We start from the raw sequence: 18,266 nt of genomic DNA on the forward strand, positions 1-18,266 counted from the left end.
ACGGGGTACGACTTTCAGCCGCGAAGATATGCGTATATTGACGCAGCGATCGCCTTGCCGAGAGGGATCGGGACTGCATTTCCGATCTGTGTGGCGATTTCGGTCTTCGAGCCGCACCAGCGGAAGCTCAGTGGGAATCCCTGGATGCGGGCGGCTTCATAGTGAGTGATGGGACGAGGCAGCTCAGGGTGCAGATAGCGACCCTTTTCCGGCTTGAAGAACTCCGTGCGAATGGTTACCGAAGGTTCGCCGTAACGGAGTCGGCCCATGACGTCGCCAGTACCGGTATTGTGATTGTCCCAGCTTTTCGTCGAAAGATATTCGACAGGTGTCCTCACGCCCGAAGGATTGGGTGTATCGAAGACATGGATCTCGTTGAACTCATCCACTGTGTACCACTTGTCGCGCAGGTCCTTCCGGTTCCCGCCCCGCGGGATGGCGCGATAGCGGGCTCTGGACAGTGCCTCCGGGTTCCGGCCGAAGTGCAAATCGGGAGTAGTGAAGATCCCCGGCTGAACGGAATTCACCTCAGGAATGAACTCCTTTCCGTCCGGGAGTTCGGTTCCTCGTAGGTGGCGTGTCGCTGACTCGGCGAAAATGTCGTCCACTGCCTGCCAGTACGACATTCCTGCATCCAACCCGTCGAACTGCTGGGCAGCGGTGGTGTGTGGGTGCTTCGGCCGCCGGTGGTGCGTTCTAAGGGGGTACGTCAGAGTCCGACCGTTGCCAAGATCCCGGCGAACGCCGATGACAATGGCACGCCGACGCGCCTGTGCTGCACCGTAATCTGCCGAGTTGAGCAGGTATCGCTTGATCTTTTCTTCACTGGTGTCGGATGGTGCGTGACCGGGTGGATCCACCAGTCGATATTCGGAAAGTTGGCCACCCGCCTCAACCTCGTTGAGCAAATTGCGGAACTCGTCCGACTTCAGGAAGCGGTCGACGTTCTCGATGACGAACACCTTGGGCCGGATCTCTGCAACGACCCTGACGTACTCCTCCCAGAGTCGATTGCGTTCACTGCCCTTCTTGTCGCGATTCAACGCCGAAAAACCTTGGCATGGCGGTCCTCCGACCACAACATCAGCGTGGAGATCTTCCGGCGTCGGCTCCCACTTCTCGATGTCGCCCACGTGGACGCGAGCAGCGGGGATCCGCTCGTCGGGTCGGAGGCTTCCGAAGTTCACGGCGTACGTGGCAGCCGCGGCGGCATTGTGCTCGACGGCCGCGATGCTGTGGAAGACGGGTCCGTCCGCGTCTCCTCCTGCAGGGCGAAACTCGTGAAATCCCTGAGTAAACCCACCACAGCCGCTAAACAGGTCGACGACTGTGATGGGATCGTGAGCTACGGGACGGGGCGTGACCATGGGGCGATTTTAGCCTCGAAGTGCAGCCGCGATGGCGAGACCGACAGCGGTCGCGAGGGGTGGCGGCATCGCGTGCCCCACCTGACGATACCGGGATGTCTTGCCGCCGTGGAGCTTCCAGTCGGCAGGGAACGACTGGACCGTCGCAGCTTGTTCAACTGTGAGCTTGGGCTCATCGTCGACCGGGAAGTCCGGTCCAGGCGGTTCGTCACCGAGGCTGGTGCCGTTCACGCCCAGCGCAGCCCAAGCCTTTTTGCTGCCGGTCGGGCCGAGGTCGGCACCCCCTCGTCGATCGGATCCTCCGACCAGTGCGGGGGCGATGCGATTCGCCTTCCGGATCCAGTGCCCTGCTCCCGGCCAGCCTCGGGCGGACATGGATGGGCCGAGGACTTGGCCCACGGTCGGTGGTGGCGCTCCGTTCGGCTCCGGCCAGGTGAAACGAGCGAAGTAGGGCTCCCGGAGGGCTATCAGGAAGCCGCTCTTGCGGTTCTGCGGGACACTGAAGTCCGCGGCGTTGAGCACCTTCCAGCTTGAACGTAGGCCGGCCTTGAGCAGCTCCGTCTCGATCCAAGCGCGGTCAGCGTCGAATTCAGCATCCTCGACGAGATCGGGAACGTTCTCGAAGAGGACGGCCTTCGGCCTGATCGCACATGCGAGAGAAATTGCTGCGCGCAGCACCCGGCGTTCCTCGGTGTCCTCTGTCCTGCCGGCGGTCGCCAGAGACTTCACACGCGGCAGCCCGCCGCTGACAAGATCGACTCCCATGACATCCGGACGCAGGCCGGGATGGAATTGAAGGACATCCATGCAGACGATGTCCCATTCGGGCCGATTCAAGCCGATGGTGAAGCAGGCGTCGGCCTTGGTTTCTATGAGCATCACCGGGTCGAAGCCTGCACGTTCGAGCCCAAGTGCCTGTGCACCTGCACCAGCGCAGATCTCCAGGAAGCTGAACCGCCCAGTGCCGGCTTGAATCCCGGAGACGGACTCCAAGATCGGTTGTTCATCCTGAACCGGGAGCACAGAAGGGGAGGCTTCCCGCGCTTCGTTTGGGACGAGGTTCTTCACGCCTGCAGCAAGTGAGTCCGTGGCCGTTGGGGAGTCGGGACGTTGCGCTTCTACAGACTCTCGGGCGACTGCCCGCAGCTCGTCATCGAGTGCATGCTCTTCGATGCCGTCGAACAGGACGAATGGCGCCAGCCGAAGCAGTCGCTTGAGGAAATCACGGAGTGTGTCGCGTTCGTTCAGGCCCCTGAGATCCAGGTCCTTCCAAACGCGGAGGATCGCGCGGACGAGGTGGGGGCTTCCGCCGAGCGCAGCGCGTCGGGCGTAGATCTGGTCGAACGCGGCCTCACCAAGGATCTTGAGCGCGGCGTACGGTTCCGGATCGTCGGTGGAACGCACGAGCTGAGCGCGCCACCAAAGCCGGCCGAATACGTGTCGTGTGAGGTCGGTACCGAGAACACGATCCTTGGGCGGCTGAGGATAACGCCAGAACGCGACGTCCGGGAGAAGGACCAGTGCGAGAAAGGCCCACACGTCCCGGGAAGCGGCCTCAGCGGGCACCATTCCCATCTCGGCGTGGAGCAGCGCAGCCAACTGCAGATCGAAATCCGCATTACGGTTTCGGTCGGAGTCGTCCGGGAAGCCTGCCTGCTTCGCCAGGTCGAGAACGCCCTCCCTCAGCTCCCGGAGCTGAGCAGGGGGGACGCGGTCACCGCCCGTTGCCACATAGACGGCTGAGTCGTGTGCGACCGCCACACGGCGGGACAGTTCCCCGACAGTGAGCTCCCTGTACTCGTCGAAGAGCGGTCTCGCCTGCGCGGCGAGGAGCCGAGGGTATAGGAAGCTCATCACGACACCTCGAAGATTCGTACGGCAGCTTGCAGGTCTGAGGCGAACAAGGCCGGCGACTGCCGTTGGCGCAGACGTACGTCAGTGATCGACTGCCCTGGGAAGAGTTGGTCGAACAGGCTGAGCAGCGTGGCACCCAGTGAGCCGTCCGGGTAGTCGGCATCCTCTCCAAAATCGTCATCGGTGAGGGCGTGCTCGATCATGGTTCTGGCCGCATCCGCGTAAACAGCGGAGAGCACGATTCGATCAACCGGGCGGGGCCTGGCGGCATTTTGGAATGCTGTGGCCGTGACCGCATTTCGCTCATTGACCAGCAAGAGCAATGCCCCCATGGTGGCGTGCTCCATGCCGCCACTGATCTGCAGATGCCATGCTGCGTCGTCCGGGAACGACGTGCGGGCGAAGTCGATGACGGCCATGGGGAACTGGGGCGCATCACCCTGAAGACGCAGTTCCGATCGGTCGCTCCAGAGCACGGAACCCGCTCGCCGTGGCGACGAGGGGCGGGCGTCGTTCCTCCGATCGGCCAGTAGGAGAGCGGTGTCCAGGAGCAGCAGACCACCGAGATCGGAACCATGCAGAAGCACGTCGAATTCAGTGGTGACGGTGCCTGCTCCCGTCAAACGCATGTGCTGGGCCGGGCCGCTCAGATTTGAACCGGTGGCCGTCCACACGACGGAGATCAGAAGAGGGGCATCTTCGGGCAGGCCGGACTGCCTGCGTGCCTGGTCCACGTCGATGCGGATGTGCCTCCGCACGCGCAGATCCGTGTGATAGTCCCAGTCCGGCAACGCCTTGGGCAGGGCCACCTCACCGTCTTCGACGACGAGTCGCCACGGTTCGGCGTTGACGACGTTCTCCGATGGCACGCGATAAGGAAGGACACGTCGAGTCACGGGCTCTTCACCGCCTCGACCTTGATACCGATCTCAGTCATGGTGTCCGGCGCCGGCCGCACGACTGCGCGCCAGATGGAATCTCCGCCATCAAGCACGAGAGGGTCCGAGGGGTACAAGCGGCCCATGTCGTCCTCCCAGCCGACCAGCTCGGGCATGCTCGCACCGATCGGCGGATCGGTCTCGCGCCCGCCGGTACCGGGGAGAGTGACTGCAAGGTCGATGCGTACGCGCTGGGGCCCCGGCACGGGAAGTCGGAACTCCTGAACCAGCACCGAGCTGTCCCCGCGATCGTCGTAATAGGGTTCGCCGACGTACTGCACTCGTGGCCGGCGGATGACGGGATCCCCATTGGCGGTTTCCACGCCCCCGGAGAGCGATTCGTTCGTGGCGTGGGACCCGAGACCGGAATCGAGCCCTGGGGCTGTCTGTACCTGACGGCCGGATGCCGCACGCTTCGTCTCGTCGGCGTCCGAGCCGGCGTCGCGCATCGCGGTGCTGCCGGGCTTGGAGTAGGCCGTGGCTCCACCGATGCCCCAGGCACCACCGACCAGGCCGGAGAACATCGAACTGGCCGCGCCGAGCGCTACGTTGCTGGCGCCCGGACGTGCTGTGCCGCTGAGGGACAGCAGCCGTTCCAGCGCTTCGTTGATGCGCCGGAAGGTCGTGTGAACGAAGGTGCTTTCCGGTCTTTCGAGGGAGTGCGGGTTCCAGGCATCGTGCGTGGGAGGCTCCGCCTTGGCGTATATGTCGTCCATCGCCTCGTCGGCGCGAAAGACACCGGCGTATCCCTGATTCGTGCTGGGCGGCTTCGGTCCCGGATGGTATGTGACTACGAGCTCAGCGGGGCGCATCAGGCAGACATGATGGATCAGGTCCTCTACGTCCATCATGCGTGAGGCCCGTGTGGGCTCGAGCGGCGGCATGATGCGCTTGACCAGGCCAAGTCGTCCCAAATAACGCTTGGGTTTGTGACATTCGAGGTCGGTCCGGCCCGGTCCGGCCATCTCTTCGTACGCCGCGACGAACATGTTCAACGGGCGGGTACTCCGAGGATCGGGCACCGCATGTGGAACACCGTCACACGTGACGGAGAAGCGCATGACGGCCGGTCTGTCAGCCGTGCTGATCATCTTGGGCCAAAGATGCCAGGCAATGGTGTCACACAAGTAGTCAGCGGCTTGCGGTCCTTCGAACTCATCGAGATTGGGATCAAGGACGACAACCGTCGTACCGGTCTCCCGCGCCCCGAAAGCCTTGAGGCCGAGGCGTTGCGCGGTGGTCTCGGCCGCCTCTCCGACAAGCGGTTCGACGACGCTGCCCGAAGTGTCACCCCACCAGTGCCTACCGGTGTAGCGACGTTCACTCTGGTCCGCCAGAGCCACGTAGCTCTTCCACAAGGTGCAACCGATGAGACGGGTCTCGTACCCTCCGTGCCGAGTACGGCAGCGGGAATGGACCAGCACCGTTCCGGGCTTGGACAGCAGATAGAAGATGCCCTTGCCGAAGCCGTAGGTGCCGCCCCCCAGAGCGGTGTCGCGAGGTTCCCCGATGTTGCGGATGAAGGAGACGAAGTCGCGGTCGGGACCCACGGCGTCGTCCGCGCGGGTCGGCCCTCCGAGCCCTCGAGTGCCCCGGTCGGACACCGCCAGTACACGGATCGAGCCGCGTCGGAGGGTCTCCCGGAGTGGAAAATTGTCGCCACTCGGGGCGGGAGCACCGGAAAGCAGCAGCTCCCTCCACGCCCCGGTGTGGGCAGGGCCGACGGTCCACATGTCGATGCGATAGTCAACGGGAACGTCGGACTGGGAAAGGCGGGCATCCCAGCTGTTCTGAGCGGACTCGCGCACGAGGATTGTGAGCAGGTCCAGTTCTGGACGCCCCAACTGGTTGCGAATACCTTCGGCGGCGCTCGCGCCTTCCGGAGGATAAGGCTGGGAGAACCACCTGGGCCCGGTCACGCAGACTCCTGGATGAGACGGTCGAGAATTTGAACCACCTCATCGGCGGCCATGGGGGCAGGAATGTCGGTGGACAGGTCGATCGTGTACTCGACGTCCAGAATGGATACCGGCACACCTGCCTCGAGAAGGGTTTGCGTCGTCAGTCGAGGGAAGTCAGGACCCACCCGGTACCACCTTTCTTCCCTGACCATAAAACGAACGCCCCGGTACTTCTCCGCATCGATGGGGCGGTAGCCGGCCGCAGCGAGCATGTTGAGGAGGGCGGCCTCGTCGTCGCATGAATGAAGCGTCTGCTCCAGCAACTCCAAGAATTCGAGCCCGGCACCACTTGGTTCAGGAGTCTCCAGACGGAACCAGGCCAGAAAGAGCGTCCCACCGGGGGGAGCGTCGAGCTGGTCGAGCCCGTGTATCCGGGGCTTTCGGATTCCGGTCCCACTGCTTGCCTTGACCTCTACAGCCAGCTTCCCCGCGACGAAGTCGTGAGTGTGACTTTCAGGTCCGCGCCAGATCCGGTGGGCGCTGGAGTCGCGTGAGAGGAGCCGACGCAACACCAGCAGCTCGCCGAACAATCCAGCGATCTGTTCAGGTCCGAGTGGAGCACTCTGCGACTGGAAGAGCGCCTTCCAGCGGTCAAGGACTCCGTAAAGCGCCTTGACCGGATTCTCGGGCAGGGCCGCAACCGCGCTCAGCACGTCGACACACAGGCCCGTGAACAGGTCGTTGAGATCCGTGCGCAGGCAGGCGAGATCGGCATACGTCTGATACGTCTCATCGTCTTCCAACGGACGCTTGCGCAGCCGGAGTACGGGGCCGTCAGGACTGGTCCGGAGTTTCCGATGCGTGTGCACCGGCACCAGCACGTGGCGGTACCCGTCATGGTCGACACCTGCGGCCAGGGCCCCTTGAGCCGTCATCACTGGCAGCTGTGACATACGCAGACGGCGTTCACCGGTGGTCTGCTCTGCCTCGAGTGCAACCCAATGCTCTTCGACCAACTTTCGGAAGGCCTCGTCGTTCACGCGTCTTCGCCTTCGACGAGCAGGCTGTAGTCCTCGTCCTCGATGCGCAGTCCCGAAAGGTTGGCAGAGATGTATTTCTCGACCGTGCTGTCCCCATGCTGGGGCTCGGGGAATACCAGACCCACACCTATGACGTGCTCCTCGGCGTTGAGCGGTGCGCGGAGCTTCTTGGTCGGGTCGGGCGTGGATACCTTGTCGATCGGATAGAGAACCAACAGCCCAGTGTCCGGGAGAAGATCATGGCGCTTGTCCATGATGCCTTTCTCGGTCAGTTTTGCCGTGTCGCCGTCCAGATCTACAGCGGCGTCCCTGCGGCTCATGAGCGTCTTGATGTCGGCGAAATAGGGATCGGGATTGCTCACGGCAAGACGAGCACGGCTGTTGAGCCCGACGCTGATACCCGAAGCAAAGTCGAATGGCTCACCTTTGGGGTTACCGACAATCGCCACGTTCCAACGGCGAAGGGAGTCGGCTGCTTTGATCCGCTTCTGGATGTAGCCGATGATCAGGTCGGCGTCATTCTCTGGCGATTTTTCATGGAATTTGTAGGCGCTGAGGAAATTGGTCACCACGTCGTGAGACACGTCACGGAAGACGTAGCGCCCTTCCGATGATCGGTCCTCTATTCGAACCGCATGCGAGCGAGACGCGGACACGAGGTCGCGCGCTGCGGTGATGTTCCCTCGGAGCCAGTCCGCGTCCGTGCGGAAGTAATGGGTCTGGACTCGCTTGCCACCGTATGAAGAAGCTGCGGTGACGGCGTCGCGCATCTTGGCCGCCGCAGTGACGCGCAGTGCAGGGTGTGTGCGCAGCCGTACGGCGAAGGTGAGCGGTGTCTCGGCCTCGGTCATGTATATGTCGATGTCCCGGCGCATTTCCGTCTCGACGGTGGCGAGATGACGGAACCACTCGGCCAGCTCGTCGGTCATCCAGATCCGAGGTAGATCCGCGTAGCCGTTCCTGAAGCCGAACCAACGCCCCATCTGCAGCAGCGTGTCATACGCCGAGACGGCGCGTACGAAGTAGCTGACCGACAATCCTTCGAGAGTCAGTCCGCGGGAAAGTGTGTTGCCGCCGACTGCGATTGCCACGACCGGGCCGTTCTCGTAGTCCAGGCGATCCTCGCTGCTGGAGTTGTCCATGATGACGCGGCAGCTTCGAAGCACACCGGGCAGCTCGGGTGCCAAGTCTTCGAAGGCGACCTTCTTCTCGCCGAACTCTTCCGCAGGTACTCGCCCGGTCTCCTTGTCCCAGAGGTCACGCAGCCGTGCGAGGAAGCTTGCGTCAGCCAGTGATTCGCCGGCGCGCTTCAGCAAGTGTTCCAACGGGCGCTTGAAGCTGTTGTGCACAGCCGTGTTGACGCTGGTGTGAACCAACATTGTGCTGTGCGGGTTACCCTTACGACGCACACGACGAGCTGCCGTGGTCAGCCAGAAGTACTCGACGGCCCGGCGGAGCGTGTCGGTGATGACGGGTTCGAAGCCATCGACGTCGGCCCTCGTCTCCGGGCGGACACACGGCACATCGTCGTCGGGGACCGAACGGATCATGTCGTATCCGTCGTCGACCTGCTCGGGGTCTTCGCCGTCGAGCGCATAGCGGCCGAACAGAACCTCCGTTCCAAAGTGCCCCTCCGGCTTCGGGAGGTTCGCAACGAAGTCGCGGGGATACAAGTCCTGCGCGCTCGGATCAATGAGCAGGTTGGCGAAAGGAGACGCCGTGTAGCCCACGTATGCGGAACGCGGCAGGCTGCTCATGATGTTGAGGATCAGAGGGTTGATGGACTTCGTCGCAACCGTCGCCTGGTCTGCCTCGTCGTCAATGATCAACGCCGGGCAGTCCTGCAAGTAGTCGGCGGCCTTCTCCAGCCACTGCGCCAGTTTGCGAAGCACCGTCGCGTTCTTCTTGACCACACACAGTACGTGCGTCTTGTTGCTCTTGCCGAAGTAGGAAGCCGGATTCTCCTGAGGAGTGAAGTCCTTGTCCAACCCGGTCAGCTGGGACCACAGGGACGGGTTGGGTTCTACGAGTTGCTGGACCAGGCGAGCTTGGGTCTGGCGTCGGAGGCCGTTGTGGATGCCCGCCAGAACGATGAAGAGCTTGTAGCCGCGGTCGGCCGCCTTGGCCATGACGGAGGTGAAGTTGGTTGTCTTGCCGGACTGCACGTAGCCCACGACCAGACCGCGCGTGGAGAACGATTTCTCCTTCGGGTGGTTCAGCAGGGAGACCACGCGAGTCGAGGAGTCGTCGAGATTGCGGATGGCCGGTTCAACGGGCCAGCCGTCTTTCCGTAGCAGCTCGACAATCGCCGGCCAGCACTTGTCCTTGTCCTGCGGCCCCGTGTACCACGTGTCGCGGTTCCCGAGGATGACGGCATGGGGCTCTTCGAGTTCCTTGATACGTATCGTCTGCTGTTCGTGGCGCTCGCGGATCTCCTGGACAATCTCCGGGCTGACCCCCAGCATCTCCAGCCGCTTGACCGCTTCCGAAGGCGGGAAGGCGTCCAGGAGCGCCTTGAAGGTGTCATACATGCCGTCGAACTCGTCGGTCATAGGTTCCGACCGCCCCCGCTCCCACTCGTTCATGTGTCTGGATCGGCAGGCCCGCGCTCCGGAAGCCCAGCGTCCGGCAGGTGCCCCAGCGTCACCTTTACAAGGCCTACACATTATTAGGTCAGATGGTTGTCACTACCAAGGACCGTGTCCGGATTGATGCTTGACGCAGCTCGACCGCCCTCTGGCGTGTGACCGCCCTTCGGCGTTACCGACTGTGCGATTCGGCGGGCCACGTCCTCGGGGGATTCGTGCTCCCAGAAGCGCAACACCGTCCAACCCTCGGCCTGCAGGTGCTCGGTCGTCTCCAGATCGCGCGCCATGTTCTTGTCGAGCTTGGCGCGCCACCACGCAGCGTTGACTTTCGGATGCGTGGCGTGTTCGGGGCAGCCGTGCCAGAAACAGCCGTCCAGAAAGATCGCCACCTTGGCTTTGGTGAAGACGATGTCGATCGTCCGCCGAGGCATGCCCGGTACTGGCCGGTTCACTCGGTACCGCAGTCCTGCCGAGTGAAGGAGTCGGCGAACCGCGACTTCGGGCGCCGTGTCGCGCGATCCTTGTCGGCTCATGCGAGCGGAGACAGCGGCGGAGGAAGGCACTGCATGTGACACGGCAACAATTCTGCCGGCGTAACTGGAGCTGTGTGGCCGCGCCAGGGAAAAGCAGTCTTGGGTTCGGAGCTGCGGAGAGCAAGCTGGGCCGCCCGCTTCTCGGCATTGTCGTGCTTCCTCGGCCCCCCTCAAGGGCGCGTCCGTTCCGCTGCGCTCCACTCCCGCGTCGGCTGCGCCGATGGCCCTGCGGGCCACCCTTGACCCGGGCCGCTCCAGCACGGGGAAGAAGCGAGCGGGCGGCCCGGGGAAGGCGGGGCCCAGGTGTGTGGCCGTTCGGTGGGCTGGGTGGGCAGCCGGAGTGAGGAGCGCGCCGGGCTGGGTGGCGGCACGCCGGGCTGGGGCGGAGGCTTGCGGAAGTGGCGGATCGGCGTGTTCTTACGCTCCGTGGCATGCGTCATAGAACTGGGCAGAGCCACACCAGCACTCCGCCCCCCTCCCCGGCGGCCAAGCCACCGCCCGCCCCCGCGCCGCCAGCGTCGTCGCATACTGCGGCAGCAGCGTGACGTCCCCCGGTGACGACCCCTCCGACGCCGCGAACGCCTCGTACGAAGGGACCGTCCCCGTCACGATGCCCAGGTTCGCCGTGCCCGAAGACGACAGCTCGCGCAGGGACGACTCTATGGTCGCGAGGTGGGTGTCGTGGGAGGGGTACTCCACGGCAAGGGGCGGGTAGGCCGAGAGGAGTTCCGTCAGCTCGCCCGCCGGCCAGTGGAGGACCGCCACCGGGAAGGGGCGGGAGAGGGCCTCTCTGTAGGCGCCCAGTTCGGCTTGGAGGCGGGTGATCTCCGCCTGGAGTTCCGCCGGGTTCTCCGAGCCCAGGGACCAGACGCGTTTGGGGTCGTGGAGCTCGTCCAGGGGCACGGGGGACGTGTGGAGCGTGTCCGCCAGGGTGTCCCAGGTGTCGTGGGGCAGGCCCAGCATGCGACGGACGCGGTGGCGGCCGTAGAGAAGGGGGTGGGTGGCGGGTGCGGGTTCCGGGGCGTCCGCCTCCGGCAGGAGCAGGCTCGCCCCCTCCGTGAAGGTCTCCGCCGCGGCCTCCAGCTCGTCGTGCGACTCCAGGGACTCCGCGATGATCACCCAGGGGGCCGGGTCGCGGGGAGCGGAGGTGCGCAGGCCCTCGATGATCGCCCTTGCCTCCGCCTCGTGGCCGTACTCCCAGAGGTTCGACGCCTTCAGGGCTCGTACGAGGGCGGGGTTCTCCAGGGCGTCCGTCGTGGACAGCAGGCGGTCGTAGAGCGCGGTGGCCGCGGGGCGGTCGCCGGACAGTTCGAGGTGGGCCGCCGCCCGCAGCAGCAGGGCCTCGGCGTCCTCGGGGTACAGTCCGGCGGTTCGCTCCAGGCGTGCCGCTTCGGCGGTGTGGTCGACGTTCTCGGCAGGCGTGTCGGGGCGCATGGGGGACACCGTACTGCCGAGCGGTGACAGGAGGGAGTATGGCCAGTTCATTGGCTTCCCTCTGCTCTCCTCGCACCGTCACTCCGTCCACTTGGAGCGTCTGGATCGACTTCGGTGCGAAGAGGACCGACAGGGACTTGCCGGAGACGTGCGGTTTGTAGAGGTCCGATCCGCCCGTCGTCTCCGAGTTCCACAGGGCCTTGCCCGCCGTCGTCACCACGTCCGTGTGGAGCAGGTCGCGGCGGCCGCCCGAGCCCTGGTAGCCGTCGTTTCTCAAACCCGTTGAGGAAGTCGTCAAGTCGGTGATTCGCTTGCGACTATGGCCAGTTGTGCCCGTTGCGCCTACCCTGCGGGCGGCTCCCGTGGGGCCCGTGGAGGTGGGTGCGGATGCCGGCATGGTCGGGTGTGCGGGTCGTACGGCACAGCGATCGGCGTCGGCGTGCCCGGCGGCGGCGCGTGCTGTGGGGCGGGGCCGAGGCGCTCGTCACCGTCGGTGTGCTGCTCATGCTGCTGGTCGTGCACCAGCTGTGGTGGACCAACCGGGAGGCCCGGCGCGGCGCCGAGCGGCAGGTGGAGGCGCTGGAGCGGGAGTGGGGGGATGGGGGGTACGGCGCCGGTGGCGCGGCCCCGGCGCCCAACGCCACCTCCAGCTCACCATCCACGGCCCCCGCATCGACCCCGGACGCCTCCGAGTCCCGTGCGCCGCAGCGGTCGTACACGCCGGTCAGTCTGCCCCTGCGGTCCCAGGCGTACGCGGTCCTCACCATCCCCCGGCTGGGGCTGCGCGTGCCCATCGCCGAGGGTGTGAGCAAGGCCGACGTCCTCAACAAGGGGTACGTCGGCCATTACCGGGGGACCCAACAGCCGGGGCAGGCGGGCAACTTCGCGCTCGCCGGGCACCGCAACACGCACGGCGAGCCGTTCCGGTACCTGCCCCGGTTGCGGCGCGGGGACGACATCGAGGTGGAGACGCGGACGGCGACGTACACGTACGACGTCGACCAGATCCTGCCGCAGACCTCCGCCCTGGACTCGGGGGTCGTGCGGCCGGTCCCGCGCTCGCTCGTCCGGCCCGGGTACGGGTACGACCAGCCCGGCTACTACATCACCCTCACCACCTGCACCCCCGAGTTCACCTCGCGCTACCGGATGGTGGTGTGGGGGAAGCTGGTGTCCATGCGGCCCCGCTGAGCGCCCGGCCTGTTCAGCGCGCCGCTACGCCCGCTCCCGCAGCGCCAGCACGCTCACCGCCCCGACCGCCGCGAGCACCGCCGACACCAGCAGGGCGATGTTCGCGCCGTGGGCCAGGTTGCCGGTGGACGTGGCGAGGGCGATGGTCAGGGCCACGCCCGCGCAGGAGCCGATGTAGCGGAAGGTCTGCTGGGCGCCGGAGCCCATCGCGGCGCGTTCGCGCGGGACCGACTCGACGGCGAGCAGCGGCAGCGCGCCGTTGAGCAGGCCGCTGCCCACTCCGCTGATGATCAGGCCGGGCAGCAGCCGGGTCCAGGAGCCGGAGGCGAGGGCGCCGAGCATGGTCAGTACGGCGATGGTGTGCAGGGTGAAGCCGACGGCAAGTTGGGCGCGCGGGGCGATACGGCCGGCCAGGTGCTTGACCTGGAGGGCCACCGCGAAGCTCAGGCCGGACCAGAGCAGGAGCAGCCACGCCGTGCCCATCGGGGACAGGCGGAGCGTCTGCTGGAACAGGGCCGGCAGGAAGCTGAACATGCCGATCACCGCTAGGCCCGTGAACAGGCCGCCGGCGGCCGAGGCCAGGAAGCGGGCGTGGCGCAGCAGGCCGAGGTCGATCATCGGCGTGCCGGTCCGGTGTTCCACGGCGGCGAAGAGCGCGATCAGGAGGACGGCGGCGGCCAGCAGCAGTCCCACCGGTGCGCGGAGCCAGCCGTCGCGGCCCAGGGTCAGGGCCGCCACCAGGGCGACCAGGGCGAGGCCGAAGGTCAGGGCGCCGAGGACGTCCGGCCGGCCCCCGCGCGGGGCGCGGGACTCGGTCAGCGTACGGGTGCCCAGCGCGGCCACGACGACGGCGGCGGCGCCCAGGACGCCGTACGCCATCCGCCAGGTCGGCAGGGCGCCCGCGACCAGCGGGCCGACCGCGATGCCGCCGCTGACGAAGGCGCCCCACACACCGGTGGCGTGCAGTCGGCCGCGTGGCGTGGGGAAGGCGGCCACGAGCAGTCCGAGGCTGCTGGCCAGGATCGCCGCGCTCGCCGCGCCCTGGGCGATCCGGGCGAGGGTGAACTGCCAGGTCGAGGTGGTGAAGGCGGCGAGGGCGGTGGTGATGCCGAGGGCCAGGGTGCCGCCGAGGAAGATGCGGCGGCGGCCGTAGTCGTCGGCGAGGCTGCCGGCCACCAGCAGCAGGGCGGCGAGGCCCAGCGGGGTGCCGTTCAGCAGCCAGGCCTGGCCGGAGAGCGGGGTGTGCAGGGCGGCCGCGGTCTCCGGGAGCGTGACCATCGGGGCCGTGTACGTCATCAGCGCCACGGCGGTGGCAGCGCTGGTCAGGGCCAGGGTGGCCCGGGGGCGTACGGGGGCGTCGCGGGCGCTCGTGCCGCGTACGGCAGTGGTGGCGGGGGTGGTGGCGGAGTCGAGCCCGGTCATGGCGGGGTCCTGTCCTTACGGGGCCTGCGGTGACGTGTGGGTCACTCGGCGAACCGGCTGTCAGTTCGGTCATTGAACTGACCTGGCTCCTCCACCGTAACACCGTTGGTTCGGTCACTGAACCCATGTGTCGGAAAGTGGTTACAGTGGACGGCATGGCACTGGGCAAGGACTACGCGACACAGGAGTGCTCGATCGCCCGCGCGCTCGAGGTCGTCGGCGAGCGCTGGACGCTGCTCGTCGTCCGGGACGCGCTCTACGGCGTGCGGCGCTACAACGACTTCCTGGTCCACCTCGGCATCCCGCGCGCCGTCCTGGCCGCCCGCCTGCAGACCCTGACCGCCGAGGGCATCCTCGAAAAGCGCCGGTACCAGGAGTCGCCGCCGCGCGACGAGTACGTCCTCACCGAGCGCGGCATCGCCCTGTGGCCCACCCTGCGGGCCCTCGGCCTGTGGGGCCGCGAGCACTTCACCGAGACACAGCTGCGGTACTTCCGGCACGCGGCCTGCGGCACGGACCTCGGGCCGTACGGCGAATGCCCCGCCTGCGGGGTCGTCGTACCGGTCGAGGACGTGGTCATGGAGCCCGGCCCGGGCCTCGACCCCGACCCGGCGGATCCGGTCAGCCGGGTCCTGCTGAAGCCGAAGCGGCTGCTGGAGCCGCTGGAGACGGAACCGGCCTGACCACAGGCCGTGCTCCGAGCCGGCCGGTCAGGAGCTGCCCGATCCGGCGCCCCTGAGGACGTCGATCCCGGCCTGATCCGTCGCCTCCGCCCGGCCGCCCAGCCGGTGGACGACCACCCACCGGCCGTCCGCCATGGCTCCGGCGAAGACGGAGGCATGGCGGGTCGCGCCGTTGTGCCAGAGCAGCGGGCCGGCCGTCTGCCAGGAGGGGGCGGGATCTCCCAGCCGGCGCTCCAGCACCAGCCGGACCAGCAGATCGGCGACCGCACGCGGGGTCGCCCACAGACCGCCCGCCGGAAGGATCGCCCCGTCCATGGTCCAGGGCCTGCGGGTCCTGCCGAAGAACCCGGGAGCCAGCAGGCGCCGGCCGGGGTCGGGACGCGCGCTGACCTCATGCACGTCCAGCGGCCGCAGGACATGCTCGGCGAGCAGCTCCTCGTACGGCGCACCGGCCGCGCCGACCAGTGCCGCGCCCAGGACCGCGTACCCGAGGTTGGAGTACTCCTCCTGCTCTCCCGGCGGCCGGACCACGACCCCGTCCAGCCGCCCGAGCAGCCGCTGCAGCGCGTCGCCGTCGAACGCGGCGTACGGATCGCGGCCCCCGGCGCCGGGCGGAAGGCGCGGCAGCCCGGAGGTGTGCGCGGCCAGGTGCCGCAGCGTGATGCCGGTGCGCGGCGCGGCGGGGAGCCAGCGCTCGACGGGATCGTCGACGTCGAGCAGGTCCGCGGCGGCCATGCGCATGAGCGCCGTACCGGTGAGCACCTTGGTGAAGGAGCCGATCTCGACGAACCGGTCCACGGCGTGACCGTGGTCTACCTGCGCGGGAGACGTGTCGGTCAGGACGCAGGTGGGAGTGCGCGGCATGCGGGGCCCTTTCCGGTGCCGGGTCGGCTCTGCCTGTATTCGGCTCTACCTGTATAAAGGGCAAACAGGCACCGGAGGTTGAGACCGTGGAAGGGGAAAGCCAAGTGGTCCGCAGTCTCGCGCGGTCGCGTGCGCTCGCCCCGCTGCTGCTTCTGCTCCTGCCGCTCATGCTGCTCGACACCGGCAACCTCTCCGCGACCGTGGCGCTCGCCGCGACCGCGGCGGCCGGGGCGGCGTTCACCGCCTGCGCGCTGATCGCCGCCCGCTGTGCGCCCGCCGTCCCGCCCACCCGGGTGCGTACGGCGATCCGCGACCGGGCCCGGCGTACGGCCTTCCTGCCGCAGCGCGATCCCGACGCGCCCGGCCGGCGCCGGCCCAGGGCACCCGGGCACGTCCTTCCGGCGACCGCCGCGTAGGGCACGTCCCTCCTTCGCACACGTGACCCCGCGCGGGTCGTCATGCCGCTCTGTTCACTTCCGGCACGACGAGACCCCCGGAGGGCTCACCCATGTCCGTCTTCTCTGTCTTCTCCGTCTTCGCCCGTCTGGTCGAGCAGCTCGCCGACCTGCTCCAGCCGCTCTTCCACACCTCCGCGGCCGCCGCCGCGATCGTCCTGTTCACCGCGCTCGTACGACTCCTCGTCCACCCCCTGTCCCGCGCCGCCGCCCGCGGCGGGCGCGCCCGCGCCGCACTGCAGCCGCGCATCGCCGAACTGCGCAGGAAGCACGCCAAGGACCCGCAGCGGCTGCAGCAGGCGGTGCTCGAACTGCACGCCGAGGAAAAGGTGTCACCGCTGTCCGGCTGTCTGCCCAGCCTGCTCCAGCTGCCCGCCTTCTTCCTCCTCTACCACCTCTTCTCCAGCTCCACGATCGGTGGTGCGAGCAACGGGCTGCTCGGCCACCGGCTGTTCGCGGCGCCGCTGGGCGGGCGCTGGGCCGACGCCCTCGCCGGCGGTGGGGTGTTCGGGCCGGCGGGGCTGGTCTATCTCGGGCTCTTCGCGACCGTCGCGGTCATCGCCACCTTCAACTGCCTTCGTACCAAGCGGATGAAGGCGGCCGATCCCATTGCCGCGGGCGCGGCGGGAGCGGTGGGCGGCGAGCAGGTGCCGGGGCTCGGCGCGGTCAACAAGGTCATGCCGTTCATGTCCTTCTTCACGCTCGTCACCGTGGCGGTCGTACCGTTGGCCGCCGCGCTGTACGTCGTCACCAGCACGGCCTGGACCGCGCTGGAACGGGCCGCGCTGTACCGGTAGCAGGCGCGGTTACGGTCCAGTACGTGAACAAGGTCTTGCGGACTGGACCGGCCGATTGGACGATCGACCAGTCCTCCGATGGCTGCACCCATCGGTCCGGGCGTCCGCGATCGAGGGAGATTGTGACCATGAAGCTGCTGCGAGTCGGTACGGCAGGGGCCGAGCGGCCCGCGCTGCTCGACGCCGAGGGGACCCTGCGGGACCTGTCGCGCCTCGTGGCCGACATCGACGGCGCGCTCCTCGCCGACGAGGCCGCGCTCGACCGGGTACGGGCGGCGGCCGAGTCCGGCGAGCTGCCCGCGCTGGACGCGGCGGGGCTCCGCATCGGGCCGCCGCTCGGCCGCATCGGGAAGATCGTGTGCATCGGGCTCAACTACCACGACCACGCCCGCGAGACCGGCGCCGAACCGCCCGCCGAGCCGGTGGTCTTCTTCAAGGCGCCGGACACGGTGGTCGGGCCGAACGACACGGTGCTCGTCCCGAGGGGCTCGGCCAAGACCGACTGGGAGGTGGAGCTGGCGGTCGTCATCGGACGTACGGCCCGCTATCTGTCGTCGGCCGAGGAGGCGCTCGCGCATGTCGCGGGGTACGCGGTGGCCCACGACGTGTCCGAGCGGGAGTTCCAGATCGAGCGCGGTGGCACCTGGGACAAGGGCAAGAACTGCGAGACGTTCAATCCGCTGGGGCCGTGGCTGGTGACGGCCGACGAGGTCGCCGACCCGCAGGATCTGTCGCTGAAGCTGTGGGTCAACGGGGAGTTGAAGCAGGACGGTACGACGGCCGAGCAGATCTTTCCCGTGGCGGAGGTCGTGCGGTACGTCAGCCAGTTCATGACGCTGTATCCCGGGGATGTCATCAACACGGGGACGCCGGCGGGGGTGGCCATGGGGCGGCCCGAGCCGAAGCCGTATCTGCGGGCCGGGGACGTGGTCGAGCTGGAGATTCCGGGGCTCGGTCGGCAGCGGCAGGAGCTCAAGGACGCGTAGACGCTCCGCTGGGGAGCGCCGGGGAACTGCGGTTCCGTCGCCGGGTGCGGGTGGTTCGTGGCTGGTCGCGCCCACGCGGCGGAGCCGCATATCGATACAGCCCCGCGCCCCTTTTGGGCAAGGCCATGAAGTTTATGGGCTGATGGGTGCTGTCAACAGGATGTCGATGCTGACGGTGGCCTTGTAGGTGTGTCGGTCGACGCGCAGGCTCTT

General features: G+C 67.2%; 15 protein-coding genes and 1 pseudogene. 5 read left to right on the forward strand and 11 right to left on the reverse strand.

The features are described 5' to 3' along the window. Positions 1–14 precede the first annotated feature (14 nt). The 9 genes and pseudogenes from ACZ5NH_RS29585 to ACZ5NH_RS29625 all read right to left on the reverse strand — a co-directional run bounded on the left by ACZ5NH_RS29585 (position 15) and on the right by ACZ5NH_RS29625 (position 11,655). The gene (locus tag ACZ5NH_RS29585; protein ID WP_468779461.1) at positions 15–1,367 is read right to left on the reverse strand and encodes a DNA cytosine methyltransferase; all 1,353 of its coding nucleotides are present in this window, start codon (positions 1,365–1,367) and stop codon (positions 15–17) included. 9 nt (positions 1,368–1,376) lie between these two features. Next, a complete protein-coding gene (locus ACZ5NH_RS29590) occupies positions 1,377–2,435 on the reverse strand; it encodes a DNA cytosine methyltransferase (RefSeq protein WP_468779490.1) in 1,059 nt (352 codons plus the stop codon). A gap of 129 nt (positions 2,436–2,564) precedes the next feature. Then, positions 2,565–3,221 (reverse strand): annotated as a pseudogene (locus ACZ5NH_RS29595) (DUF6339 family protein); the annotation flags it as partial. Further along, positions 3,221–4,117, reverse strand: a complete 897-nt coding sequence (locus tag ACZ5NH_RS29600) for a hypothetical protein (RefSeq protein ID WP_468779463.1) — start codon at positions 4,115–4,117, stop codon at positions 3,221–3,223. The pseudogene ACZ5NH_RS29595 and the gene ACZ5NH_RS29600, both read right to left, overlap by 1 nt. Next, positions 4,114–6,078, reverse strand: coding sequence for a hypothetical protein (locus ACZ5NH_RS29605; RefSeq protein ID WP_468779465.1), 1,965 nt, complete (start codon positions 6,076–6,078; stop codon positions 4,114–4,116). Before ACZ5NH_RS29605 ends, ACZ5NH_RS29600 begins: the two co-directional genes overlap by 4 nt. Further along, positions 6,075–7,100 (reverse strand): PD-(D/E)XK motif protein, encoded by a 1,026-nt coding sequence (locus tag ACZ5NH_RS29610; RefSeq protein WP_468779467.1) that lies wholly within the window; start codon positions 7,098–7,100, stop codon positions 6,075–6,077. Before ACZ5NH_RS29610 ends, ACZ5NH_RS29605 begins: the two co-directional genes overlap by 4 nt. Then, on the reverse strand, positions 7,097–9,652 hold the full coding sequence (locus ACZ5NH_RS29615) for a Z1 domain-containing protein (RefSeq protein ID WP_468779468.1): 2,556 nt from the start codon (positions 9,650–9,652) through the stop codon (positions 7,097–7,099). Before ACZ5NH_RS29615 ends, ACZ5NH_RS29610 begins: the two co-directional genes overlap by 4 nt. 116 nt (positions 9,653–9,768) lie before the next feature. Continuing rightward, entirely contained in the window at positions 9,769–10,263 is a 495-nt protein-coding gene (locus ACZ5NH_RS29620; RefSeq protein WP_468779470.1) for a very short patch repair endonuclease, read from the reverse strand. Between the two features lie 375 nt (positions 10,264–10,638). Further along, complete coding sequence (locus tag ACZ5NH_RS29625; RefSeq protein WP_468779472.1) at positions 10,639–11,655, reverse strand: hypothetical protein; 1,017 nt, start codon at positions 11,653–11,655, stop codon at positions 10,639–10,641. A 387-nt stretch (positions 11,656–12,042) separates the two neighbouring features. Here ACZ5NH_RS29625 and ACZ5NH_RS29630 point away from each other — a divergent pair, with 387 nt between their 5' ends. Then, entirely contained in the window at positions 12,043–12,846 is an 804-nt protein-coding gene (locus ACZ5NH_RS29630) for a class E sortase (protein WP_468779474.1), read from the forward strand. Positions 12,847–12,870: 24 nt separating this feature from the next. On the opposite strand, the gene ACZ5NH_RS29635 is transcribed toward ACZ5NH_RS29630, so the two are convergent. Further along, positions 12,871–14,268: an MFS transporter gene (locus ACZ5NH_RS29635; RefSeq protein ID WP_468779476.1), complete on the reverse strand. Its 1,398-nt coding sequence runs from the start codon at positions 14,266–14,268 to the stop codon at positions 12,871–12,873. Positions 14,269–14,423: 155 nt separating this feature from the next. On the opposite strand from ACZ5NH_RS29635, the gene ACZ5NH_RS29640 reads away from it, so the two are divergent. Beyond that, positions 14,424–14,951 carry a winged helix-turn-helix transcriptional regulator gene (locus tag ACZ5NH_RS29640; protein WP_388627462.1) on the forward strand — a complete coding sequence of 176 codons (528 nt, stop codon included), beginning with the start codon at positions 14,424–14,426 and terminating at the stop codon, positions 14,949–14,951. Positions 14,952–14,978: 27 nt separating this feature from the next. Here the strand turns inward: ACZ5NH_RS29640 and ACZ5NH_RS29645 are convergent, their stop codons facing one another. Continuing rightward, positions 14,979–15,815, reverse strand: coding sequence for a serine hydrolase domain-containing protein (locus ACZ5NH_RS29645; RefSeq protein ID WP_468779478.1), 837 nt, complete (start codon positions 15,813–15,815; stop codon positions 14,979–14,981). A 104-nt stretch (positions 15,816–15,919) separates the two neighbouring features. Here ACZ5NH_RS29645 and ACZ5NH_RS29650 point away from each other — a divergent pair, with 104 nt between their 5' ends. From ACZ5NH_RS29650 to ACZ5NH_RS29660, 3 genes are all read left to right on the forward strand, one after another. After that, on the forward strand, positions 15,920–16,231 hold the full coding sequence (locus ACZ5NH_RS29650; RefSeq protein WP_388627465.1) for a DUF6412 domain-containing protein: 312 nt from the start codon (positions 15,920–15,922) through the stop codon (positions 16,229–16,231). Between the two features lie 92 nt (positions 16,232–16,323). Continuing rightward, the gene (locus tag ACZ5NH_RS29655; protein ID WP_468779480.1) at positions 16,324–17,067 is read left to right on the forward strand and encodes a YidC/Oxa1 family membrane protein insertase; all 744 of its coding nucleotides are present in this window, start codon (positions 16,324–16,326) and stop codon (positions 17,065–17,067) included. Positions 17,068–17,195: 128 nt separating this feature from the next. Next, positions 17,196–18,053: a fumarylacetoacetate hydrolase family protein gene (locus tag ACZ5NH_RS29660; RefSeq protein ID WP_468779482.1), complete on the forward strand. Its 858-nt coding sequence runs from the start codon at positions 17,196–17,198 to the stop codon at positions 18,051–18,053. Positions 18,054–18,266 lie beyond the last annotated feature (213 nt).

Source organism: Streptomyces sp. NPDC031426 (assembly GCF_055581585.1).

Excerpts from the sequence above, each read along its gene's own strand:
- ACZ5NH_RS29585 (WP_468779461.1), bottom strand. The coding sequence starts at position 1,367 with ATGGTCACGCCCCGTCCCGTAGCTCACGATCCCATCACAGTCGTCGAC.
- ACZ5NH_RS29655 (WP_468779480.1), top strand. The coding sequence starts at position 16,324 with ATGTCCGTCTTCTCTGTCTTCTCCGTCTTCGCCCGTCTGGTCGAGCAG.
- ACZ5NH_RS29625 (WP_468779472.1), bottom strand. The coding sequence starts at position 11,655 with ATGCGCCCCGACACGCCTGCCGAGAACGTCGACCACACCGCCGAAGCG.
- ACZ5NH_RS29630 (WP_468779474.1), top strand. The coding sequence starts at position 12,043 with ATGCCGGCATGGTCGGGTGTGCGGGTCGTACGGCACAGCGATCGGCGT.
- ACZ5NH_RS29635 (WP_468779476.1), bottom strand. The coding sequence starts at position 14,268 with ATGACCGGGCTCGACTCCGCCACCACCCCCGCCACCACTGCCGTACGC.
- ACZ5NH_RS29615 (WP_468779468.1), bottom strand. The coding sequence starts at position 9,652 with ATGACCGACGAGTTCGACGGCATGTATGACACCTTCAAGGCGCTCCTG.
- ACZ5NH_RS29640 (WP_388627462.1), top strand. The coding sequence starts at position 14,424 with ATGGCACTGGGCAAGGACTACGCGACACAGGAGTGCTCGATCGCCCGC.
- ACZ5NH_RS29645 (WP_468779478.1), bottom strand. The coding sequence starts at position 15,815 with ATGCCGCGCACTCCCACCTGCGTCCTGACCGACACGTCTCCCGCGCAG.
- ACZ5NH_RS29660 (WP_468779482.1), top strand. The coding sequence starts at position 17,196 with ATGAAGCTGCTGCGAGTCGGTACGGCAGGGGCCGAGCGGCCCGCGCTG.